The organism is Pseudomonas sp. Irchel 3A18 (assembly GCF_900187465.1).
GTDB lineage: Bacteria > Pseudomonadota > Gammaproteobacteria > Pseudomonadales > Pseudomonadaceae > Aquipseudomonas > Aquipseudomonas cichorii.
In genome coordinates this window covers 208,520-232,625 of sequence record NZ_FYDI01000002.1, presented here as the reverse complement: position 1 = coordinate 232,625, position 24,106 = coordinate 208,520, and the positions used below count along the sequence as shown (strand labels likewise).

Annotated in this window: 16 protein-coding genes; 4 read left to right on the top strand and 12 right to left on the bottom strand. The window is 53.9% G+C overall.

All coding sequences use genetic code 11. The features are described 5' to 3' along the window. Positions 1-567: 567 nt before the first annotated feature. The 7 genes from drt3b to CKW23_RS04025 all read right to left on the bottom strand — a co-directional run bounded on the left by drt3b (position 568) and on the right by CKW23_RS04025 (position 9,985). Positions 568-2,577, bottom strand: coding sequence for an antiviral reverse transcriptase Drt3b (gene drt3b, locus CKW23_RS04050; protein WP_095067069.1), 2,010 nt, complete (start codon positions 2,575-2,577; stop codon positions 568-570). Then, the gene (drt3a, locus tag CKW23_RS04045) at positions 2,564-3,790 is read right to left on the bottom strand and encodes an antiviral reverse transcriptase Drt3a (RefSeq protein WP_159918416.1); all 1,227 of its coding nucleotides are present in this window, start codon (positions 3,788-3,790) and stop codon (positions 2,564-2,566) included. Before drt3a ends, drt3b begins: the two co-directional genes overlap by 14 nt. Next, positions 3,784-4,416 (bottom strand): SLATT domain-containing protein, encoded by a 633-nt coding sequence (locus CKW23_RS27145; RefSeq protein ID WP_143498900.1) that lies wholly within the window; start codon positions 4,414-4,416, stop codon positions 3,784-3,786. The genes drt3a and CKW23_RS27145 overlap by 7 nt, the downstream gene beginning before the upstream one ends. 402 nt (positions 4,417-4,818) lie before the next feature. Further along, complete coding sequence (locus tag CKW23_RS04040) at positions 4,819-6,195, bottom strand: RNA-directed DNA polymerase (RefSeq protein ID WP_256590397.1); 1,377 nt, start codon at positions 6,193-6,195, stop codon at positions 4,819-4,821. Next, on the bottom strand, positions 6,180-6,722 hold the full coding sequence (locus CKW23_RS04035; RefSeq protein ID WP_095067067.1) for an SLATT domain-containing protein: 543 nt from the start codon (positions 6,720-6,722) through the stop codon (positions 6,180-6,182). Before CKW23_RS04035 ends, CKW23_RS04040 begins: the two co-directional genes overlap by 16 nt. A 597-nt stretch (positions 6,723-7,319) precedes the next feature. Continuing rightward, positions 7,320-9,266 (bottom strand): bifunctional diguanylate cyclase/phosphodiesterase, encoded by a 1,947-nt coding sequence (locus CKW23_RS04030; protein WP_095067066.1) that lies wholly within the window; start codon positions 9,264-9,266, stop codon positions 7,320-7,322. A gap of 341 nt (positions 9,267-9,607) precedes the next feature. Further along, positions 9,608-9,985, bottom strand: a complete 378-nt coding sequence (locus CKW23_RS04025) for a helix-turn-helix domain-containing protein (RefSeq protein WP_025258861.1) — start codon at positions 9,983-9,985, stop codon at positions 9,608-9,610. A gap of 101 nt (positions 9,986-10,086) precedes the next feature. Here CKW23_RS04025 and CKW23_RS04020 point away from each other — a divergent pair, with 101 nt between their 5' ends. Both CKW23_RS04020 and CKW23_RS04015 read left to right on the top strand, forming a co-directional pair. Then, complete coding sequence (locus CKW23_RS04020) at positions 10,087-11,211, top strand: NADH:flavin oxidoreductase (RefSeq protein ID WP_025258862.1); 1,125 nt, start codon at positions 10,087-10,089, stop codon at positions 11,209-11,211. Between the two features lie 195 nt (positions 11,212-11,406). Beyond that, positions 11,407-13,227, top strand: a complete 1,821-nt coding sequence (locus CKW23_RS04015) for an amidohydrolase (protein WP_025258863.1) — start codon at positions 11,407-11,409, stop codon at positions 13,225-13,227. 71 nt (positions 13,228-13,298) lie between these two features. Here CKW23_RS04015 and CKW23_RS04010 read toward each other — a convergent pair whose 3' ends face one another. From CKW23_RS04010 to CKW23_RS03995, 4 genes are all read right to left on the bottom strand, one after another. Then, positions 13,299-15,719 carry a TonB-dependent receptor gene (locus CKW23_RS04010; protein ID WP_095067065.1) on the bottom strand — a complete coding sequence of 807 codons (2,421 nt, stop codon included), beginning with the start codon at positions 15,717-15,719 and terminating at the stop codon, positions 13,299-13,301. Between the two features lie 112 nt (positions 15,720-15,831). Then, entirely contained in the window at positions 15,832-16,797 is a 966-nt protein-coding gene (locus tag CKW23_RS04005) for a FecR domain-containing protein (RefSeq protein WP_025258865.1), read from the bottom strand. A 47-nt stretch (positions 16,798-16,844) separates the two neighbouring features. Next, positions 16,845-17,342, bottom strand: coding sequence for an RNA polymerase sigma factor (locus CKW23_RS04000; RefSeq protein WP_025258866.1), 498 nt, complete (start codon positions 17,340-17,342; stop codon positions 16,845-16,847). A gap of 201 nt (positions 17,343-17,543) precedes the next feature. Then, positions 17,544-20,435, bottom strand: coding sequence for a membrane-targeted effector domain-containing toxin (locus CKW23_RS03995; protein ID WP_143498886.1), 2,892 nt, complete (start codon positions 20,433-20,435; stop codon positions 17,544-17,546). Between the two features lie 177 nt (positions 20,436-20,612). On the opposite strand from CKW23_RS03995, the gene CKW23_RS03990 reads away from it, so the two are divergent. Together CKW23_RS03990 and tadA are read left to right on the top strand one after the other, a co-directional pair. Then, the gene (locus tag CKW23_RS03990; RefSeq protein ID WP_025258868.1) at positions 20,613-21,986 is read left to right on the top strand and encodes a multicopper oxidase family protein; all 1,374 of its coding nucleotides are present in this window, start codon (positions 20,613-20,615) and stop codon (positions 21,984-21,986) included. Further along, a complete protein-coding gene (tadA, locus tag CKW23_RS03985) occupies positions 21,986-22,474 on the top strand; it encodes a tRNA adenosine(34) deaminase TadA (protein WP_025258869.1) in 489 nt (162 codons plus the stop codon). The genes CKW23_RS03990 and tadA overlap by 1 nt, the downstream gene beginning before the upstream one ends. Positions 22,475-22,480: 6 nt before the next feature. Here tadA and mltF read toward each other — a convergent pair whose 3' ends face one another. After that, complete coding sequence (gene mltF / locus CKW23_RS03980) at positions 22,481-23,965, bottom strand: membrane-bound lytic murein transglycosylase MltF (RefSeq protein WP_074569039.1); 1,485 nt, start codon at positions 23,963-23,965, stop codon at positions 22,481-22,483. Positions 23,966-24,106 lie beyond the last annotated feature (141 nt).

The following is a 24,106-nucleotide window of genomic DNA, read 5'->3' as shown; positions in this document are numbered from 1 at the left end:
ATATGCGGCTGAATTGCTAACACACGTGCTACGCGACGGCAGCCCAGCAGAGCTGGTTATTTTGTTAAAACAGCTGATCCTTGCGTTTGGAGTGAACGACCAAACACAGCAGGACCATGTCGACGAATCATGACATGCTTATGCTAATTACATACTGAAGGACTGCTTCTTCAGTAGTATTATAGCGGGTCTGCTAATGGCAATTGACGAGAGCGAGAGCTGCGAGGGCCGAGGCTGCAGCATAAACTATGACGTTAAAAACGATTGATTTGCGGATTTTGAGTATCTCGTGTGTGCTCAATTATGGCTTACCGAGAGAATAGATAGTCTTCAAAAAAGAGACGTTGAAGCTTGGCTGTTGAGTTTTAAGAGCTGCAAAAAATATATCAGAGGTGATGTGGGTGAAGTGATCTATAGTCAATCTTGTTCTGTAAAAGGGCAGGCGCTGAGGTGAAGTTATTGGTGTGTGTCCGACATATGTCGGAGTCATCATGGGAGTAATAGAGTTGCACTCGCATGGGTATTTAGCACTTCACCTGTAAGCGCGCCTGCAACGTGAGTATGCCGTTATTCGTAGGCGGTTTTCAACTCTTTTTTCTGAAGCAATCGTTCAATTTTTATGCCCATTTCGCTCCAGTCTACGAACCAGTCGTGGAGTGAGATACGCTTGTATTGCAACCTCAGTTCTGTCGAGCTAGGTTTTCTACCAAATTCAGTTTCAAATGAGCGACCAATCATTCGAGATTTGAATGCCCTGTCAAGATAAGGGCAGCGGACTAGGTCTAGAAGTAGGTGAGCTGCCTCGGAGTAAACTGACGCTCGCTGAGTCGCTAGTATTTCAAGCACAACGCTTTTTAGCTTCCGCTTAAGGTTATGATAATGAGTGTTGTTCTTCATATAAAAAAGCACAGAAATTATCTGGAAGTAGTTAGCTGATTGGATGTTTTTTGTTTCTTCGTTGAATATGAATTTTGAGATGTCACTCTCTGAAACTAAATCTACATCGCCGGAAATTTCTCTTAGCGCTATCAGAAGGTTTATTACTTCCACTCCTGAGGCAACCTTATCGGCTCTCTTATTCTTCATGGTGAAAATTATTTCATCTTGAACTTTTTTTACTATCTCGTCGCCATAAACAGGTTTCATAAGTTTGGCGATTCTGCAGCATAAAATAGATATTTGGCTTACCAAAAAAGTACTTCTTACCCTGACGTCCATCGAATATACGAAAAATGTGACGTCCATAATAACTAGCAGGAACTTTAATACATTTTCTTGTTGGTTGTCGTCCAAGGTGGCGCTATATCCATAAACTTCGTGTATCTTATTCTTTATTACTGTAAAGAAATAGCCGGTTATTGTCTCAAACTCTATTTCGTTGCTTCTGACAATGGCTTTGATGTCTCTGATCAGTCTGTTCGCTACTACGCCTGGTCCTTTGAAATACTTTATAAACGTAATTTTCTCTTCCGGCTGATCACTTTGGCTGTCGACGTTCTCTGCTAACGGAATATCAGGTTTCACTCCTTTTTTTGATTCGTCAAAAGTGTCGAACAGAGCTGAAAAAATATCCTGTATATCTTTTTTTGCCATAGTAATGCCAGTGAGAAACGGCGCCCTATGTCTTGAGACTTTTGATTCGTTTAAATATAATTTTATTTTCTCAAGTGAGTTTTCGAATTCAGTTAGTATGTGCTCGCCAATTTTCTCATCGTTGTAAAATAAAAAGTAATCATCTACGTAACGTCTAACATCATATTCGCCTTGAATGTGTAGGTTGGCTTGTAAAACTTTTTTATCAATGTCTTGTAATATTATTTCTGCATAAATTCTGCTGAATTCTGGTCCTATGACTAATCCATCATTCCTGCCAAAGTTAGCAGATTCCATTAACTTGGAAAACTTGTTTTCAAAGTTGTGCTTTCCGAAATGCTCCTTTTGATAAACTTCACTTTTAACTGCTTCGCCTAGTCTTTTTGTAGATATGTTGTCAAAGCACTTGGAGATGTCAAATTTTAATAGCTTTTTAAACTTTTTTTCGAGCCTATGGAATTCGTAAGAGTCATAAAATTTATACAGAAAAGAATATTTTTTGTAAAGAAAAAACGAGCTGGCATATTTAAATTGTACAGACATAGACTCATCAACGTTGGACTCCGCACCCTCATCTTTTACCACATTATCTCTGAGTAAGTTGTCAGGTTCGTAATACCAGGCTGCTACCTCTGCTGGCGCACGTAAGGTGTACTCGCTCCGAGCAGTCAGTCCACAGATCAAGCTATTGTAAGTCTTGTAAAAGTCAACAAAGTCTTGCTGGCTGGACGGATGTATCAGATGAAGTGTTCTATAGCTCGAAGCGGTTTTGACGATTTTAAATGTGAAAGGCTGCGTTTCTTTGTGGGAGTGTAATATGGTTCCCAATAGACCTGCTTCATTGGGGTTGTGCGGATGTAAATAAAAACCTTCATTTGTTAAAAGAATAGGCACCTCGTACGGAAGTACCTCTGTGAGTAGTACACGTCGGTAATTCGACTTGTATACTCGCTTAAGATTCGTTTCCTTGTTATTGTTTTTCATAGTCGCTTTCCCTAGCCCAGCATTTTTTTATTTCTGAGAATTCTGTTTTAGCTATTGTGTAGATTGCCCGTTGAGTGAATCCTTTGTCGAAACTGATGCCGCGCGTAGCAATGCAAGCGGCGCGCATATCAGCAGCTCCGATCGCCCTGTAGATGCTGCCCCTTTTTGAATGATTCAACCTCAATAAGAACATATCTAACTCTCTAACTTGTTCTAGGTCGGACAGTATTTTATTGTTGTAGAAAAAACCCGCCATTAAACCATGCGAGACATCATCATTTCTTGATGCTTCACGGATTAGGTAATTTCCGGTGATAAATTTTAATCTGAGACATAGAAGGTTGATGTCCTTATTTTTTGCGTAGTCTAAGAATGCGAGGATGATGCGGGTCTTGATTTTTCTAATTCTGTTGCGAGAGATGCGTACCTTTACCGATTTATCTGGAGTAAGGAAATGCTCGTAACCCAGAAAACTAAGCCGATCATTTCCGAGGTGTAGTTTTTTTGAGCATACCTTTTTAATTTTTTTGTGATTTAGGCTTAGGTGTAGTTGTTTAAGTTTGTTTGCGATGTCGCCCAGGATGTTATCGCTTCTGGTATGACAAAAGACCACAAAGTCGTCTACATACCTAGCGTAATAATAGACGCCTTCCAATGACTGTACATATCGGTCAAATTCTCTGATGTATAACTCAGAGAGAGAGGAGCTTATGCTGATGCCTCTGGGTAGGCCTTTGGCACCTGTCATGCTCACGCGTGAGAAGACTTGCCGTACAATTCTTCTGTTATGATATGACAGTATTCTATTCGATTCCACTTTTGCGATAATTGATTCTCTTGGGATCGATTCATAGAAGCTTTTAATGTCGCCTTTTATAATCGTGAAGTGGCTAGTGTCAGAGATTAGAGAACTAATTTGTTCAGTGATTGTATCGCGGTCTGCCTGTTTTACTTTGTATATCCTACCTAATATTTTATTAACTCTTCGTAAGCTATACACGCTCTCTAGAGACAACGCTTTGAAAATCTTCTTACCTTTCTTTTCGTAAGATGTCAGATCAGTAAATTCACAGCCGTTTTCTAATATGTTCTTGGCAACAACTTCTAGTTTCTCAAGATACTCACTTCGCTTTCTGCCTAGCTTAAATTTTATAATGTCTTTAATTGAGGTCAGTCTAAGGAAGCTTTTTCCTGTAAAATTTTGATCTAACAAGGCGACACCTCTTTGGTTGCTAAATATATGCCTAGGAGCATCCAACCTATGGAGGTGAAAGAAATGAACAAGTAGAAGTAATAAAGTAGGCCGCGTCCGAATATGCCAGCCAATAGCTCTAGCACGGGTTTTGGGATATGTGCACAGCTTATGTTTCTTATGCTCTCGATGCTTAAATCTATTTTGCTATGATTCTCATATTTTGAAATAATGTCAGCATATTGGGTTGCGTAGCTTTTAAAGTTTTCTGCAGATGGGGAGAAGTCTTCGTTAGTAATGTCGAATTTCAAGATTTTTTTAAAGTGATTAAGAGTCTGGGCGCAGTCGTGAATTTTTTCTGCTCGTGCGCCATATTTAGCCCCTGAAACTAGGATTGATAGGGCTAGCATGACTATGGGTAGGCAATTTTGTCCTATCGTTATGATGGCCTCGCTTCGCCCTAGCTTTCCCGCATACATGGTGACTATAAATGATACAACTATCAGAGCTGTCGAAGCTAAAATTAAAGCAATATTAGCTGCGCCATCTAGACTGCTCAGTCTCCTGTAAGTATTAAATCTGTAGTCGGCTGTGCAGCTAACTGAGGTATATAGTTTTTCGTATGCTGTTAGCTTTGTGTTAGAAATATCCCACCCCCACTTTGATTTTTATATTTTTCAATCGGCAGCGCGCACGCGAAATTCCCCTGTGCGTAGGCGTTTCAGTTAGATTGATTGATTTTCATCTTAACCCATCCTTGAGCAATCCAGTTACTCCTTACAGCTCAACCGCCTCAATCTCCGGCGATTTCCTAAAGTACGGCTGAAGCCATTGGACCAACTGTCTCAAACCGAAGCCTGACTAGGTCAAATTGCAGACTACGCTGAATTCATATCAGAACGCCATATCTACTCCTTTTTTTGGCGACTAGCGGCTCGAGCGCGGCTTTTGCACATTGGCTGGAGGTCTTGCGAAAGGGGGCATCATCGGTTTTGCATCGTTTATAATCGTTCAAAAGGCGATCTCATACAGGGGCGGGACAGTCTGCGCTATGACGCATGGGCGATGTCTTCTTCAAGCTCCCGAATGGCCTTGGTTACTTTGATCACAAAAAGCCTCTCAACATGGTGGTCAGGAAGCTGCCAGGCTTCATCGCCGATCCAGATAGCCAAGAGCGCTCGCTTCTGGCCGATGTCACGATCATCTAGATTCGGGATATAGGTATGGCCGCCAGCGCTTCCACGTCTCAGCTCATAGAACGTCTTGATGAGCGACTTTGTCTGAATGTGACCCTCTAGGGCGAACCGCTGGGTGAGCTTGCGTATGGTGTGGTTGACTGACCGGAGCTGCGTCGTCGAGGTGATCTGGGAGAAATACGATGCCCAGCCTCTGCGTTTGTAACCGAAGTAGCACCCGGTGATTCGGAGATTTACCTTCCATTCACAGTACGCCCTGGCCCGCTGCAAGTCCCTGGGGGAATGTGCGGTCGCTACCCTGTGCCTGTAGGCGGTGAAGATCTTCGCGATAGAGGACTCAAATCGAAGAATGCTCTCGTGGCGAATGATGATCTCGCCGCCTTCTACCTGATACCCCAGAAAGCTGAAGGGCTCCGTGAGCGGTGCAACTTTGGACTTCGAGCCGGGGCCAAAGTCATGGGGGTTGAGCCCCAATTTCTTCAAGGCAGCGATCAGCTCATCTGCTACTGCTTTGGCTTGGCCCTCCGGTGCAAGGATCAGAATGTCATCGACGTAGCGTTTGTACCAAATGCCAGTGTGGGCCTTGAACACAGAGTCAATGTTCTGTAGAGCAATCTCGGCCAATAGGTTGGAGATCGCCAAGCCTTGAGGTACGCCGATTGTTGAGTCAGGTGTATCTTTTTTACCCTTGGATTCGGGGACGGTTGGTGTGGTTATCGCAGCCTCGATCAGGCTTCTGAGTTCTCGTTTTCTTACTTTCTTCCAGATAGTCGTTCTGATCAAAGAATGCGGGATCGAAGGATAGAAATTCTTCAGATCGATTTTCGCGTATTCCGCATATTTTCCTGATGCCACGCCCGCTCTTAAATCATTTATGACCTCCTGAGGCAATGAGAGCTTTGCCGAGGGGTAAACCTCGGCAAGGCAGTCACACAAAGCTCGCAGAACGATCCTGTCCCTGGCCGTCGGGATAGAGATCTGTCTTGGCTGGGAGGTCGCACCTTTAAGGATCAGCTTTTCCTTGTAGGCGGTGAAGCGGTAATTTCCTTGGTGAACCTTTCGGATGATTAGGTCAAGCTCCTCGTTCAACCGAGCATCCAGCTGTGCCGGCCGGGTACGATCAAGCCCAATCGCACCAGATGGCTTGATTTTGTCGGTATAGATCTGAAGCAAAGGCTTGCGAGCGAAGTGTTTCTTGAAGCCTCTAGCGGCGCTCACTTGATAGCCCAAGCATATAGTCCTACGGCCATTGGCAGTGCATAAAGCAAGCTAGTGAGCAAAAGGCGTAGACCGAGCCAGTAGATGGCAGAGATACTCTCGAACCTCGTTGGTTTTCTGCTGGAGAGGCCACCGGCAAAAACTCGAGCGATCCGATCATCGACCTCGTTATGGTTTTCGGACTCGGCCAAAAGATCGTCATATCGATTGGTCTGAACCGGAGTAGGTGGCGTGCTGGCAGATAGCTCGTTATACAACTTCTGCAGTTGCAGGTAGTTGCTGCGCATTGCCATGGCTCTCCCTCTGAAGTCGCGATTGGTCACGGCGAGGGAAACCCCGAGCAAGGCTACAGACAGGACTGTTGCCATCACGTCGGTATCGGGACCAAGAACATGCTCGTAGCGAACGGCAAGCACGGCAAGGATCGTGCTGAGAATGGCGTACCATACGAGTAGCATTTGTGAATGGAAGTCCAGCCACTCCAAGCGTTTATGCGCTTGGATTCGCGCCTTGTACGTAAACCAGACCTTGTCCTTCACTCACATTTCTCCATGAAAATTGGGGAAGAAGGCAGGGGGATTTGAGTACATTTGAACATCCCTAAGGGGATCGGTGAGCGTATGCCCAACGGTCGAAACCGTTCATTATCAGAACCACCCTCACTTGCGCGAGAGGAAAAACCTGCCTCTTCCTTAGTGATTCTACATTGACACTATTAGCCCTGGAAAGAAGAGTCTGTCTGAATAGCTTTAGCGGTCAACCAGATATCTGGTAGCTGGTATAGCTACGCCTGGCTTTAGGTCGTGATGTGCCGTAGAGGCTGCTCTGCCGACGATGGGGCTGCTGAAGCTGATTAGGCGATCAAGCTCGAACTTAGGGTCAGTAATCAGAATCTTGGAATGGTATTTCCCATGGTATAGTTATGTGGTTGTTATGTAAGTAACTGAATTATATGAATTTTTAATTCTGTATAATAATAGAGTGGGAATGATTGGATGTCCGGCATTGTCCGGCACGATCTAGCAAGAAATGCCCTGGAGCCCGCGTAATTGCGGGCTTTTGGTTTTTTGGGTCTGGCAAATTCGGGTAGCAGGGGGGAGGCACGAGCGCGAGTGGTGCCTTGCCCCATCAGCAAATTAAACCACCTGCACCCTGGCCAGTTGCTCGCCTTCAAGCCAGGCGCTGATGTCGCTGGCGCGCATGGGTTTGGAGAACAGGTAGCCTTGGGCCCAGGCGCAGCCGAGGTTTTTCAGGGCGTCGAGTTCTGCGGCGGTTTCCACGCCTTCGACGATGCATTCCAGCTGCATGTCCTGGCACAGGGCAATCAGTGACTTGACGATCTTGAAGCTGGCCGGGTCGAGGTTGATGTTGGTGACGAAGGTGCGGTCCACCTTCAGTTTGGTCAGCGACAGCGCGTGGATCTGGCTCAGGCTGGAATAGCCGGTGCCGAAGTCGTCGAGGGAAATGCCGCAGCCCAGTTCGCGAAACCGGCTGATCGCTCGCTGGGTCTGCGGCAGGTCCTGGATGACCGCGGTTTCGGTGATTTCCAGATCGAGACAGGCCGGGTCGAAACGGCTGCTTTTGATCAGCTCGACGATCTGCTGGGCGGCGTCCTCCGAACCACAGTCGTGGGCGGACAGGTTGAATGACAGGCGGATACCCTCAGGCCAGCTCGCGGCCGTGTCCAGCGCCTTGCTCAGCAACGGCACTGTGAGGCGATTGACCATGCCGACGCGCTCGGCAATCGGGATGAACTCACTGGGCGGTACGTTACCCAACTCCGGACTTTCCCAGCGTGCCAGGGCCTCGAACGCGACGGTTTGCTGGCTGTGAACATCCACGATGGGCTGGAACACCACGTGAAACTCATCATCCAGATCGGCCCTGCGCAGGGCTTGTTCGGTCAGCCCTTCGCGATTGAGCTGCTGGCGATGGGCTGCGCTGAACAGGCAGACCGTGCCGGGGCGGTGGCGCTTGCTCTGATACAGGGCATAGTCGGCGTATTCATACACTTGCGTGGCGTCGGATGCCTGATCCGGGAAGGTCGCGATGCCCAGTGACGCACTGATCTGGATAGGGATATCCACCAGCAGGAACGGCTCGCGCATGCTGGCGCAGATTTTCTCGCCAAACGTCCGCAACTGGTCGTCGCTCATGGCCTGAGTGATGATCAGGCCAAACTCGTCGCCTCCCAGCCGGGCCAAGTGTACATCTTCGTCGAGCAGCCCGGTCAGGCGCTGGCCAACCTGACAGAGCAGTTTGTCACCAATGCTATGGCCATAAAGATCGTTGACCGGCTTGAAGCCATCCAGGTCGATCAGTCCCACGGCCAGGCGAATCTCCTGCTCGCGGGCGCGGGACAGCAGCGTATCGAGGCGGGAAAAGAACTGCCGCCGATTGGCCAGTCCGGTCAGGCTGTCCTGATTGGCCAGATGAAGGTTTTCCTCGCTGAGTTTTGCCGTCTGCGCCTGCATGTTCACCAGCCGGGTGAAGTCGGCGTACTGCGCCTTGAGAATGATCAGCATGGCGATGGACACCAGCAGGACGTCAATCGCAGTGGCAATAAAAGTAATGATATTGGTGGACGCGAAGAACACCACGAACGCGGTGTTGACCACTGCTGTGGTGGCCAGGGCTGCTGGCAGCAGGTGCATCATGCAAAAAATGCAGCCAATGACGGTGATCGCCATATAAAAGGCGACATGCGCCTGGGCATAGCTGTCGCCATAGGGAAACAGCGCCAGCGACCAGGCGGTGAACGCTACGGCGACAAACGGCGCGAGCATATTGGTACGCTTCAGCGCCGCCAGCATCTGCTCCGGGGTGCGTGTCCGCCCGCGCGTGCGCATCCATTCCGCGGCACGAATCACTCCGAACAACGTCATGATCAACGGGCAATACACCACCAGCCAGCGCGGCGCGACCGCAAAGTGGGTGCCCGCCAGCATCAGGGTGTTGATCAGCAGGATGAAATACATCATGGGCAATTGGCGAGACAGCGCGATGTATTGCGCCTTGACCAGCCCAGGATTGTCCTTGGGCACAGACATCAACGCTCGCACGCCGAGCAGTGTTTTCTTCATCAGACGACGCTCTGAAAATACAACCAGATAAATAACCGAACGGATTATCCTTTCCAGACCGGATCGAGCAGGGCTAGAAACTGCTCTCATGGGATCGTGTCGGCCAATCCTCTGGTTTCTACAATTTTTACGACTAGTGGCACTTTGATTTCGTTCCGTCGAGCGGTCGTAATAGTTGTAAGCGAGGCAGGCACCGTCGAACGGCATCGACAATTAATGGCCAATGGGCTGTCATCCGCGACGATTGGCGCTTTTCCGGAGGTGAGACGGTTTTTTAACTTTTGGCTTAAGACGGTGTTTATAGGTCAAAAACTTCAATCTCAACAATACATGGGCCCCCCCTAAATCTCCCTCCCAGCCGCACTATCAAACTGTAACCTGGCCTCTTCAACCTCCGGCAATTTCACCAGTGTCCATTTGTGCAGCTCACGAAATGGCTGTTGCAGGCTTTGGCCCAGCGGGGTGATTTCGTATTGCACTGCCACGGGCGACAGCGAAATGACGTGCCGAGAGACCAGTCCATTGCGTTCCAGTCGTCTCAGGCATTGTGTCAGTGCCTTTTGTGTTACGCCTTCCAGTCGGCGTTTGATGGCATTGAAGCGGTGTGGCTCTTCATCCAGAACAGCCAGAACCATCATGGACCACTTGTCTGCGATCTGATCAAACAGTGCGCGGCTGGGGCAGTCCGACGAAAAACATTGTGGCTGTATTTCGAGCATCAGGTTTCCTCAGGTATACCTAGGCGATTCAAGGTGCCTAATTGACATTTAGTTTACAAAATATACTTATATGCCTTCCGAAATCAATGGATTCAACTTCGATGTCAAACCTTGATACCAGCGTTTTATTCCGTCCTTTTTCCATCGGCTCTCTGGAATTGAAAAACAGGATTGTCATGGCCCCGATGACGCGCCTCTTCGCTCCGGAGGGCATACCGGGTGAGGCGAGTGCTGCCTATTATCGCCGTCGGGTGGAGGGGGGCGTTGGGTTGGTTCTGTCGGAAGGCACGGTCATTGATCGCCCGGCGTCACGTAATGAGGCCAGCATTCCTTTTTTCCATGGTGACGCGGCGTTGGCCGGATGGAAGAACGTGATCGATTCGGTTCAAGGTGCTGGTGGTCGCATGGGGCCGCAACTCTGGCACACCGGTGCAGTACGTAGCGACAGGGGCTGGGAGCCGGATGCGCCCGTTGAAAGCCCGTCTGGCCTCAATACGCCAAGTGATCCGCGCGGTATAGCGATGAGCGAAGAGGATATTGCCGATACGGTGGCTGCGTATGCCAAGGCCGCTGCAAATGCCAAACGCCTGGGCTTCGACACCGTCGAGATTCATGGTGCCCATGGTTACCTGATCGACCAGTTCTTCTGGGCGGGCACCAATCAGCGCACCGACCGTTATGGCGGCCCGACTATCAAAGAGCGCTCACGCTTTGCCAGCGAGATCGTTGCTGCCGTTCGTGATGCGGTCGGCCCCGAATTCCCGATCATCATGCGCGTCAGCCAGTGGAAGCAGCAGGATTTTGGCGTGCGTGTCGCCGAGACACCGGCGTTGATGGAAGACTGGCTGCTTCCGCTGGTCGAGGCCGGTGTCGACGTTCTGCACTGTTCGCAACGCCGCTTCTGGGAGCCTGAGTTCCCCGAGATCGATGGCGAAAACGGATTGAACTGCGCGGGCTGGGCCAAGAAGGTGACCGGGGCCGCGAGCATCAGTGTGGGTTCGGTTGGTCTGGACAACGATGTAACCAATGCCTTTGCCGGCAAGGGTTCGGCCCCTGCGCTTGCGAGTCTGGACCGACTTGTCGAGCGCATGGAGCGCGACGAATTTGACCTGATCGCTGTAGGTCGCGTGCTGCTGAGTGACCCGGACTGGGCGTCGAAGGTAGAAAGTGGAGAACTCGCAACGTTGGGCGGATTCAACCCCGCTTCTTTAGCCGAGTTGGTTTAAGCGTCTTGTGATGCAGCTCCCGTGTTACGGGAGTTGCTCTGCAATCGTTCGATACTCGTGAATAGGAAATGTCGGCATGCTCAAGCTCGCTTGAATACGGGCTTTTTTTCACCCCGAATTATCTGGAAAGTCCCTGTGCTGGCACGTTAATCTCAGCCACCACCCTCACACAGTAATCCCCTGAAAGGAATCACCATGTCTGAACGCCTCCAGTTCGGTTGTGCATGTTGTACTCCCCATATGTTGCCGACTTATCAGCACGATCATGAAAAATGGCAAGCCTTGCTCGCGCAGCAGCAGGGGAGCAGAGAGTTGCCGCAGGCCGTAATTTTTCATGGTGGGCACATCTATCCGGACCCCCAAAATCCCGAGCGGTTAGTGGAGGCCATCGGCATTGCCCAAGGCAAGGTGATTGCAATTGGCAGTTATGCTTTTGTGTCCGCCGAAATGGCTCAGTACAGTCCTCTCGAACGGCTGCTCACGGCCGACGAGACCCTGCTGCCCGGTCTGATCGATCCGCATGCGCACCTTGTGTCGAGTGCGCTCATGACCACCTGGGCGGATTTATCGCCGTTTACCGGGCAGAACCTGAACACGGATTACGACAAGCAGTACATAGAGACTCAGCTTCGGGCTGCCATTGATAAGGTTCCGGCGGATGGATGGGTGACGGGGTACGGCGTCGATCCGTCGTTGATGACGGTCTGGGAGGATATTGGAGCCAGTTTCCTCGACCCTATCAGTACCAAGGTCAAGATTTTCCTGCTCAACGCATCCGGGCATATCAGTTATGCCAACACGCCTGCACTGAAAGCGGCCGGGCTCGACAAGGAATTCTCGGCAGGGGTTCTGACCGAGCAGCAATCCCAGCTTATGATCAAGGCCATGCCGAGATTCAACCAGGAGCAGATCCTTACCGGTCTGGCGAAAGTGTTCCGGCAAGCGAACGAGCGTGGTATCACGACCGTGTTTGATGCGAGCGTCGGGCTGATTGCGGGGACTATTGAAGTCGACATCATGAGAGGGCTGGCGCAGACCTCGGCTATGACTGTCCGAGTGGGTGGAGCCCTGTACGGCAACAGCAACGACCTGATGACCTGGATCAACTGTTACAAGCCCGAGTTGTCGAGCGATGGGGACAGCCTGTTCACCTTGCGTGCAATCAAGCTGATCGCCGATGGCTCAAACCAGGGTCTGACCGGGCTGCAGAGTCAGCCATACGAGTGTTGCGAAACGCATTCGGTGCCCGGTGTCGGCGCTTACGGTCTGTTCAACTACGATCCGGTACGAAAACTGGCGGAGGTAATGGCTACGGTGAGCAGCGCAGGCTGGCCGATTTTGACCCATGCCAACGGCGACGAAGGCATCGCCAACGTGCTGGCTGCCTATCAGATGGCTCTCAGCAAGGTGCCGCCTCCGCCAGTACCCAAGCGGCCTTTCCCGACTGAGCCGGCCTGGGCCGGGCAGCGCCACCGGATCGAACACGCTTCATTGCTTCACGATGATGCCATCGGCCTGATGAAGCGGATGGCGATCTCGCCAAGTTTTCTGATCGGTCACGTCGGCTACTGGGGCAAGGCGTTCAGGGACACGATTCTCGGTGCCGAGCGTGCGCTGCTGCTGGACCGCTGTGCCTCTGCGTTGAAAGCGGGTCTGCGGATCAGCCTGCATAGCGACCATTTTGTCACGCCACTTGGTCCTCTGCGCTGCATGGAGCAGGCTATCGGGCGCGTGATGGAGGCTTTGACGGATGAGCGGGACGAGGACAAAAGGGTTCTGAACAAGGATGAACGCCTTGACGTGAATCAGGCTCTACGCGCTGTGACTATCGACGCGGCCTGGCAATGCCATCTCGATCATCAGATCGGCTCGCTGCTAACGGGTAAGCAGGCCGACCTAGTGATCCTGGAGAAGAACCCATTGCAGTTGCCGGAATCTTACAGCGCCGGCATGCGCGACATTGAGGTGCGTGAAACCTGGGTGAACGGAATCAAGGTGTTTGCCGCCGGCCAGTAATGCCGTGGCGCCAATTACCGAGCGACCAAAAGAAAGCCCCTGAACTCAGGGGCTTTCCTGCATCTGGCAGATCAATACTTCCACGTCACCGAAGCCGTCAAATTCCGTGGTGCGCCATAGTTGGTAGACCCTGCCGACTGATACAGCGACAGCAAGTATTTACGGTCGGTGATGTTGTTCATGTTGAGCGATGTGTTCCAGTGTTCGTCGATGTCGTAGCTGGCCATCAGGTCCACCAGGGCGTAGGCCTCCTGGCTGACATTACTGTTGGTGTCCAGCTCGGTTGAGCTTTGCCATTGAAGGCGGGTGCCGACTTTGGCTTTGGGCAGGCCGGGCAGGCGATAAGTCAGGCTGCCGCGTAAGGTATGAGTGGGGATGTACTTGCGAGCTTCCTCGCCATCGTCGTCTTCGATCCGCACAAAGTTATAGCCGCCAGCCAGTTCGAGGCCGGTCAGCACTTCGCCGGAGGCTCCCAGTTCGATGCCCCTGCTTTTTACGTTGGTGCCGCGATAAACGTATTGGCCTCCCACGATTTCCCCGGTGAGTTCGGCGACGTTTTGCTGGTCTGTCTTGAATACTGCAGCGGTCACGGTCAGCCGTTCATCAAGCAGACGACCTTTCACACCGGCTTCCATGCTTTTGCCTTCAAGTGGCAGGATCACTCCACCGCTGGTGCTACGCACGTATTGGGGTTTGAAGATTTCTGTCCAACTGGTGTAAAGGCTCCACTGTGGCGTGAGGTCATACACCAGGCCGGTGTAGGGCGTGACCTTGCCGTGTACTCGTGTATTGTGCGGCGATCCGTAGCCCGCACCTTCACCGTCGGCGCTGAGCATGCGTGCCCCGGCGATCCAGTGCAGTTCATCGACAAGGCTGAATCGCGCCCCGGCGAACAGGCTTTTCTGGCGGTCGGTGAACCGTTGGGTATTGAGGTCGTCGGTGTAGTTCAGTGCCGGTTGCACCACGTTACCGGCCAATGCATCGGAGAGGCTGACAAGCTGGTTGCCCGATGCGTCTCTGTAGTGCCCGCGCTCGTCATGATGAGTGCGCCCGTAATTGGCACCCACGGTCAATTCGTGTTCCCGACCAAAGAGTTTGAAAGGGCCAGACAGTCGCGCTTCCCCCGTCACCTGATGTTCCGTGCTGGTGGTGCGGTTGATGTAGGCGTAGGCATCGGTGGCGGTTGCCGGGATGGCGTACAGCATTTTGGTATCGGAGTCCTGGCTCATCCCGGCCAGGGTCAGGGTGCTCTCCCAGCCGTTGTCGAAGGCGTGGGTCAGCTCGATGAAGGCCCGTTGGGTATGGACGTCCCAGTAGGTCCAGGGCTGGCCGACGCTGGAACTGCGGCTGCTGTAGTGAATACGGTTGCCCGCGTAATCGGCGATAGGCAAGGCTCCCCAGGTACTGCCATTGGAGTAGCTGTTCTGTTGGGTAAAGCCCACGGTCAGGGTGTCGGCATCGGACAGGTCAAATGCCAGCAAACCCGCTGCCACGTTGACTTCGTTGCTGTACTGATCGAGGTAGGAGTTGCCTTTGTCATGGGAGGTGATGAAGCGTCCACGAACCTTGCCGCTGTCGGTCAGAGGGCCAGACAGATCCACACCCAGTCGGCGGTTGTCCCATGAGCCGATGCTGCTGTCGACTCTGGCCTGAAACGTGTCGGTAGGCCGTTTGCGCACGAGGTTGACGGTGGCCGACGGATCACCGGTACCGCTCATGAGCCCGTTTGCGCCATGCAGCACGTCAACCTGCTCGAACTCGGTCATGTCCTGATCGCCCACCAGCACACCGCCCGAGAAGGGCAGGCTCATGCCGTCGTATTCGAAGTTTTCGATCTTGAAGCCGCGGGAGGTAAAGGCCGTGCGATCGGTTTCAAACTGTTCGACGGTGACTGACGGCGCATTGCGTAGCGCCTCTTTCACGCTGTTGAGTTTGAAGTCGTCCATTTGCTCGCGGGTGACCACGGTGATCGCCTGTGGCGTGTCCTTGTCGCTCAGGCCCAGGCGTGTAGTGCTGGAAACCGGCCTGCCTTGGTAGCCCTGGCTCAGGCCACCGTCTTGCATGGCCTGATACTGAATCCGGGTCGGGCCAAGGATGACTTCGTTGCCAGCGCTGTTACGGTCTGTCGGGACAAGGTAAACCGTGACCGCGTCAGTGCGAGAGAAGCTGTACCCACTGCCTTGCAGTAGTTTCACCAAGGCTTCTTCGGCTGAGTAACTGCCGATGACTGCACTGCTGCGCAGGCTGGCATCCAGGTCGCCATCGAGCAGCACGTTCTGCCCGGATTGTCGGCTGAAGCTCAGCAGGGCCTGACGCAGTTGTTGCGCAGGGATATTGAGCGACAGTTTTTCTACCGTGCTTGCAGCGGCCTGACCTGGAGCTCCATGAGCCTGAACGGTTCCGACGAGTAAGGTGCAGGCGAGCGCTGCACTCAGGGCATTACGCTGCCAGCGGGTATCGTTTTTCAGGCACGGGGTGGATTTTTTGGCCATTCAGGTCGCTTCCTGTGAAGTATGCGCGGATATGCGAGTAGCAATCAGTCCCGTTAAGACGGATGAGCAATTGCGATTCCTGACGGTGTCTTGAATTATTTATGCGCAAGTTTCAGGCGGGGTAGATCAGCGTGACCAGATCGGTATAGCGAGCCGTGCGCACCGACAGAGCCCTGGAAAGGACATCCAGCATCTGATCGGGTCGGTTCAGGTTGAGGATCAGGCTGACCCTGCGTGCAGCGAGGCGCTTGTCCATAATGAAGATTTTCCCTTCTCGCCATCGCTGCAACTCATCGACAACGGTGAACAGCGGGGTGTCGAAGAATGCCAGGCGACCATTGCGCCAGGCGAGAATCTGCTCCAGTTCCGCGTGCTGAATGGCACCGGTCTGGTTGGCACTGAAGCGCAGGGAAAGGCCTTCTTCAAGGTCCGTCTGCTGAGTGGCGGTGACGACGCGCACGGTTTTGCGACTGACAGCCACACGTGCGGTTGCCTGATCGCATGTCAGGCAGAATTCGCTGTCATTGGCGATCACCACGCCTTCTTCAGTGCTGACCCGGAACTCGCCGGCAGCGGCGGGCACCACGTTGAAAAACGCTTCGCCTTGAAGCAGCGTCACTGAGCGTCGGGTCGCGGAGAAGTCCAGGTTCAGGGCAGTGTTGCCAGCAAGGTCGACTGTCGATCCATCCGGCAGGCTCACCTTGCGCCGCTCGCCCACGGCAGTGCGCTCGTCGGCAAACGGTGATCCTGACCCCTTGAGCCAGAAGGACGTTGCGCCCGCCGTGACCGCCACGGCGCTGGCGGCGATCCCGAGCCCGACAAAACGGCGTCGCGATAGTTGAGGGCGAGCGGCGGGGCGCGCAGGTTGCAGCAGGAGTGCCGAGGCGTCCCACAGACTTTCCAGTTCGGCATAGGCCTGTGCATGCCGAGGGTCAGCCGCGATCCACCTGGCCAGATCCTCGCGCTCAGCCTCTGTCGGTGATCCTCCCTGTACCAAGGCAAACCAGGCGCTGGCCTGATGACTGATGTCATCATCCTGATGTACAGGCGAGTCGTGGATCGGCGGTTCGGGATTCATGGGGTAATCGATTCGGCTGGAATGAGTACTGGCGGGCGATTGTACATTCACCGGGACATGCCGAGCTTCAATAAATCCAGAGCCTTGACCATGCGGCTGTAGGCGGTCTTCGGGGAGATTCCGAGGCGTTCGCCAATCTCGGCATAGGTCATGCCTTCGACCCGCACCATCAGGAACACTTCGCGGCAAGGTTCAGGCATGCCTTGAATCACGTCGTTCAGGGTTGCCAGTTGCTGGTTGGCAATGGCCGCCTGTTCGAGCGTCGGGGTTCTTTGCCCCAGGCTGACCATCTCCTGCTGTTCCAGAGGCTCGCCTTTGCGGTGTTCCTGGCGACGGGTGTGATCGATAAACAGGTTGCGGGCGCTGGAAAACAGGTACGCACGGAAGTTTTCTATGCGCGTACGGCCCATCTGTTCTGAGAGGCGAATGAAGGTGTCTTGAGTCAGGTCCGCAGCGGTCTCTTTGCAACGCAAGCGGCGATCCAGGTATTCCTGGATTTCTGCGCGATGGGCGAGATAGAGCGCCTTGAGATCTGAACCGGACATAAAGCCACCTTGGCTGGCATGCAAGCGAGCGCGGGAAAATATCACAAACGAGAATCGTTTGTGTTGGGGCTTGGTGTCAAAGTGCACTTCTGGCCGATAGAGATGATGAGTGGCGATCAGGATTGAGTCATGGCAACTCCAAAAGAGCGGATGTAACCCTCAGCGTTCTATCCGCCCTTTGTGCATTTACCTCAGGGGCTTTCAGGTCACATCCTTCATCCCCATCAATTTCAGCGCATCGATCAGTTGCCCCAGGTTGTCAAAGCGGCGCCCACTGATTGCCTGCCATCTGGGGCGTTCGATAAAGAATTTGCCGCGGCTGGTCTTGATGGCCGTTCGCACGATAGCGCCATCGGAGGCGCGGTGAATCAATAGCGGGCTGCCTGTATTTCTATTGATGACAAACATTCCCGGAATGATCAGGCGACTTTCTATCGTTGGTTGTGGATACACCTTGTTGATTGCCATCTGCATTCTGAAATCGCTTTTGACGAAAGTGGGCAGTCTGCCGATCTCGCCATTCATGACCCGGCCCGGGTCAATCGAAAAGCCTTCAGGCTGACCCAGGCTGACGTCCTCGGCTCTTATGCCTATGACCCCTTCCAGTTCGCTGATGCCGGGCACCCCTTCATAGGTATTGGCGTGAGCATTGCCGACCAGCGCCAGCCATTTGCCTTTAGGGCCAAGGTTCGGTGCATCGGCCTGGAGGGTGGTGTGGGCGAAGTAGTTCATCATTTTGATACGCAGCAGCCCATCGGGATCATTCATGCCGACAAGTCGATAACTGGCCATGCAGTCGAGGGGCTGAATCCGTATGTGGTTTTCATTGGCGGCATTCACCAGTTCGAGAAAGGTGTACTGCCCCATGGGGTCTGTGTGATGACCTGTGTCCAGGTTTCGCAGGTAGGTTTTCAGATTGCCCGGCATGTTCCCCGATTCGGCAAACGTTTTCAGGTCCTGCAAATGGAAGTCGTTGAGCAGATGCTCCATATACAGCGTTCTGACATTAAGTTTTCTCAACAGGCGCATGTTATCGATCAGGAATTTCTTGCTGCCTAATTCGGCGTGGCTTTCCCCGATAACCAGGCCAGGGGCATTGGCCAGGATTTTCTGCAGTGTGGATTTGCAGGTGTCGGTGGCTTCAAGCCGTGGCATCTCAGGTCTTTGCGGCAATTTTGTCTGCTTGAAGAACTGGAATGCATCCGTACGCAATTGCTCTCTCAAGGCCCTGAAATCAATGTAAGGGTCTGTCCATGAATGAGGCCTGGCCCAATCCCCCTGCAAGACCTTGCGGTCTCCACCATTGGCTGCAACGACGAGCTCCTGCTTCATGCTTTCGGGGACGTCGTAGGCGCTGGCCCTGATTGGGTAATTGACTCGCGATGACTTCAGGCTTGATGCCATGGGGCCTCCGCCTCTAAGGCCATGGGGCTTGAGCGTTTCCCACTGGCCGGCCGCATTGATGCGTATCGGGACATTGCGGTAGAACGAGAAAGGAGTGTTCGGGTCGATAATGGCCCAGCCGTTCATCTCGTTAATGAAGCGAACGCGGTAAACCTCGCCCTTGATCGAAACGTAGGTGCTGCCGTCAATCAATTGATAAATACCCTGCATCCGGCCACTTTGTGCCACGGGAGAACCGACGAGTTTTACGGTGGTCTTGAAGTGCTCGGGCAGTTGCGAAGCCTCTTGCGGTATGACTTCTGAAGCCTCCGTGATCGCAGGACCAATGCCGGGCTCGACGTCAGACGTAACAGGCAGCGTTGTTTCGTGATCGATAACCGGAGGTTCTGCTTCTGGAAAGCCGCTGATCAGGAAGAGGCTATTGAACAGCACGTCCACGGCGCTGGTGATTGCCCCGATGACACCTGCCTTGCGCTCGGCAGTGGTGTGGCCGTTGACCGCCTGATCGATATTCAGCCCCATGTCCGCCAGCCCTGCACCGACCACAGCCAGCGCAACAGGCCAGTCAATAGCCGCCAGTGGGCCGATGACATGGGAGAACGCATTGAGATAGCCGATCCACATCTGCTTGCGCAGGTCCGCATTGGAGCGCATGGACAGATTGGCATCGGCATTCATGCGTTTTCGTGCGCTGTCCCGAAGCCAGGTGAAGGCATCCATGCCCAGATCACGGTCATTCTGGTTGATCAATGAGGCGTTGGCGGCGGGCAGCAGGTCCATCAGGTGATTGAGGCCCACGTCGTTGCTGATTTCATGGCGCATTGAAAGCGAAAAGTGCGAAAGGAATCGCGCCCGGTCGGCGACTTTCGCTGTTTCGCTGACGAGCCAGGCTTTCACCTGCTCCTGTGTATCGAAAGCACGAATCGGGGTGATTTCCCCGGGGATGTAGATGATTTGCCGGCCCTGGGGTGTCACGATGCGCAGGATATCGCTGGCTTCATGGCCGCCTATATCAAAGGCCGTGACGCGCATTCCGGCGGGTGCGCTGGTTGTCGCGGTCAGCATCGACAACTGAATCGGCGCATGAACATTGCTCGCAACCGCCTGAATGAGCGACTGAAAGTCCTGGGCGGACAAATGACCGCTGTGTCGATCCTCCAGTGCCTTGGACAGAAAGTTGGCTTTGCTGAGGGTGCGAAAATCCTCTGCGCACTGCTGCCAGAAGCTGGCAAGTCTTGTCTTGTACTGCGCGCTGAAATCTAAGGCCCACAAGTCGTTCATGACATCTGAAACGAGCATTTTCACTTCAGTGTGTTCATCGTAGGTACCGGCCTGCAGCCCGGCTGTGTAAAAGCCGCTCATTGTCTGCAGTTCATCTGCATAGTCCTGATCCTCGGCGTTGAATCGGTGAAGGATCAGTTGCGGCAGGGTCATTGACTCGATTGGCGAGCCATAATGCTGCCACCCATTGAAGGTGGTGTTGCTGCTCACCGCTGTGGGGAAGCGGTACCAGTAGACAGTGTCCGGAGAGAGCGTCAGGCCGGTGTGTTTGCGCAGGATATCCCTTGCTTTTTCCAGTGCCTGTTGCCGCATGTCGGGACAGCTTTCAGTCACACGCCGAGCGATGATTTTCAGTGTCATCTGGTCTTGGGAAAAGGGCGGCGCGGTTGTTGTGTGGTTCTGGCTCACAGGATTTACCTCGTGTGTGGAATCCCCCAAGCGTGTCGTTAATCCTCAGAGCGCAAGCACTAAATAGTTAGTGCGATCTTGCCGCCCTTATCTTTCCCCAAATGCAGGTGTATCGTATTCGCCCCTCGCATCTGCTCTCAGGTGCATCCCGCAGTCGTTCTTGAGGTGTTTGCCCTTATGTCCTTTACCCGTCGACAAATTCTCGGAGGTCTGGCCGGTCTTGCCGTAGTGGGTCTGGGCGCAGGTGGTGCATCGCGTTACTGGCTGGGGCGCAGCGGGCCGGGCGAAGGGCATGACTTCGAACTGATTGCTGCGCCGCTGGATGTCGAACTGGTGCCTGGTTACAAGACGCCGGCCTGGGCGTTCGGCGGCTCTGCGCCGGGCACCGAATTGCGGGTGCGTCAGGGCGAGTGGCTGCGGTTGCGCTTTATCAATCAGTTGCCGGTGGAAACCACCATTCACTGGCATGGCATCCGTTTGCCGCTGGAAATGGACGGCGTGCCTTACGTTTCGCAACTGCCGGTCAAGCCGGGCGAGTATTTCGACTACAAGTTTCGGGTCACCGACGCGGGCAGTTTCTGGTATCACCCCCATGTAAGCAGCAGTGAAGAACTGGGGCGCGGGCTGGTGGGGCCGCTGATTGTCGAAGAGCGTGAGCCGACGGGGTTTCTGCATGAACGTACGGTCAGCCTGAAAAGCTGGCATGTGGACGAGCAGGGCGCATTCACTGACTTCAGCGTGACCCGCGAGGCGGCCCGTGAAGGGACTGCCGGGCGGTTGCAGACCATCAATGGCGTTCCCCTGGGCGTGATCGATTTGCCTGCCGGGCAGATCACGCGGGTACGTTTGCTCAATCTGGACAACACCTGGACGTACCGCCTCAACCTGCCCGATGCCGAGGCGATGATCTATGCCCTGGATGGCAACCCGATAGAGCCGCGTCCGATGGGCGAGGATTACTGGCTCGGGCCGGGAATGCGGATCTGTCTGGCGATCAAGGCACCGCCTGCCGGTGAGGAAATCTCGCTGCGCAATGGGCCGGTGCGCCTGGGCACTTTCCGCTCGGTGGCGAATAACGACGCGCCGGGCCAATGGCCAGCCGCCTTGCCGCCCAACCCGATCCCCGAACCGGATCTGGAGAATGCCGAAAAGATCAATTTCAACTTCGAGTGGGTCGGCTCCATGTCGGTCAACACCGATAATGGCAAGCCGCCAAGCCTCTGGCAGATCAATGGCGAGGCCTGGGACATCACCGACAAGACCTGTGCAGACCGGCCCATCGCCAAATTGCAGTTGGGTAAGAGTTACATCTTCGAGCTGAAGAACATGACTCAGTACCAGCACCCGATCCATTTGCATGGCATGAGTTTCAAGGTGATCGGCTCCAATCGGCGCAAGATCATTCCGTATTTCACCGATACCTTTCTGCTGGGCCGAAATGAGCGGGCGCGGGTGGCGTTGGTCGCGGATAATCCCGGCGTGTGGATGTTCCACTGCCATGTGATCGATCACATGGAAACCGGGCTCATGGCAGCAATAGAGGTTTCTTGATGCGGCAGCCGCAAATCATCGATCGCAGTCGCGATCAGGACTTCATGCGCGAAGCGCTGGCACTGGCCGCACAGGGCGCGCTACTGGGCGAAGTGCCGGTGGGCGCTGTGCTGGTACAGGATGGCCAGATCATCGGTCGCGGTTACAACTGCCCGATCAGCGGCAGCGATCCGAGTGCCCATGCCGAAATGGTCGCCATTCGCGATGCGGCCAAAGCGGTGAGCAACTACCGTCTGCCGGGCAGTACGCTGTACGTGACGCTGGAGCCCTGCAGCATGTGTGCGGGCCTGATCGTGCATTCTCGTGTGGCTCGCGTGGTTTATGGCGCGCTGGAGCCCAAGGCCGGGATTGTGCAGAGCCAGGGGCAGTTTTTCACTCAGGGGTTTCTCAACCATCGCGTGCTGTTCGAGGGGGGAGTGCTGGGGGAGGAGTGCGGGACGATGTTGAGCGAATTCTTCAGGATGCGTCGGGCTGCCAGCAAGGCTTAAGCCTGTTCAGAGCGCCGGGTTCTCCTGGGGGGCATCCGGTTGTGGCGTTGAGGCGGGTTTGGTCTTGTCTACGGCAGGGACGTGCAGATTGCCTTCAGCCACCTGATTGCCTTCCAGCTGTGGCTGCGTCACCCACGTCAGAATGTCGTAGTAACGACGAATGTTGGCGACGAAGTGCACCGGCTCGCCGCCTCGGGCATAGCCATAGCGGGTCTTGCTGTACCACTTCTTCTGGGAGAGGCGGGGCAGCATCTTTTTCACGTCCAGCCACTTGTTGGGGTCCAGCCCCTCGTTTTCGGCCAGTTTGCGTGCATCTTCCAGGTGCCCGCTGCCGACGTTATAGGACGCCAGCGCCAGCCAGGTCCGATCCGGCTCTTGTATCTTCTCGTCCAGTTGATCCTTTACGTAGGCAAAGTACTTGGCTCCGCCCTGAATGCTTTGCTTGGCGTCGAGCCGGTTGGTAACGCCCATGGCTTGTGCGGTGTTCTGGGTCAGCATCATCAGGCCGCGAACCCCGGTCTTGGAGGTGACGGTGGGTTGCCACAGTGATTCCTGATAACCGATAGCGGCCAGCAGCCTCCAGTCGACCTGTTCCTTCTTGGCCGAGGCCTGGAAGTGTTTTTCGTATTTGGGCAGGCGTTCCTGCAGGTGCTGGGCAAAGGTGTAGGCACCCACATAGCCCAATACATCGACGTGGCCGTAGTAGCGGTCCTTGAGTCGTTGCAGGGTGCCGTTCTTTTCAACCTTGTCCAGGTAGGCGTTGATTTCGTTCAACAGGCTGTTGTCTTCACCCGGCGCCACGGCCCAGCGCTGTTCCCGGGCTTCACCCAGATCGAAGGCTACGCGTACGTTGGGGAAGTAGACCTGGTTCATGGCAAGTTCGTTGGAGTCCACCAGCGTCAGGTCGATCTGGCCTTCATCGACCATGCGAAGCAGGTCGACCACTTCCACCGCGTCCGATTCTTCATATTCGAGGCCGGGGTTCTGGGCCTTGAGGGCGGCCAGTTGTTCGGCATGGCTGCTGCCCTTGAGCACCATGATGCGCTTGCCCGTCAGATCGCCTGCGTCGGTCGGTCGTGACTGGCCGTTGCGGTAGACCACCTGGGGTGTGACTTCAAGGTACGGATGAGAGAAACGCGCCTGCTGCTTGCGCTCCTGGGTGTCGATCAGGCCGGCAGCCGCCAGAACCGGGCCCCCTGGCTTGTTGATCTGCTCGAACAGATCGTCGAGGTTATCGGCCGTTTCGATCTTGAGTTCTACCCCCAGATCCTCGGCAAAACGCTTGACCAGCTCGTACTCGAAGCCGGTTTCACCGTTGCGATCCTGGAAATAAGTGGCGGGGCTGTTACGGGTTACAACGCGCAGGACGCCATCCTCCTTGACTCGCTCCAGTGTGCTGGGTTTATCCACACAGGCGCTGAGCATCAGGAAGAGTCCGGTTGCGACGAGCCATTTGGCGCAACGAGGGCGGAAATCTGCTAGGGAGAACATCGGTGCAGTATACGCAAAGCACCGGTGCCGCCATATCTCGACAGCAAGGCCCGCGTCTGATAGGCGATGGCTTTTTGGCAAAAAAGAAGGTGTTTTCTGCAAAGAAACGACATTCGGGCGTATTCCTTGTCGCCGTTTTGG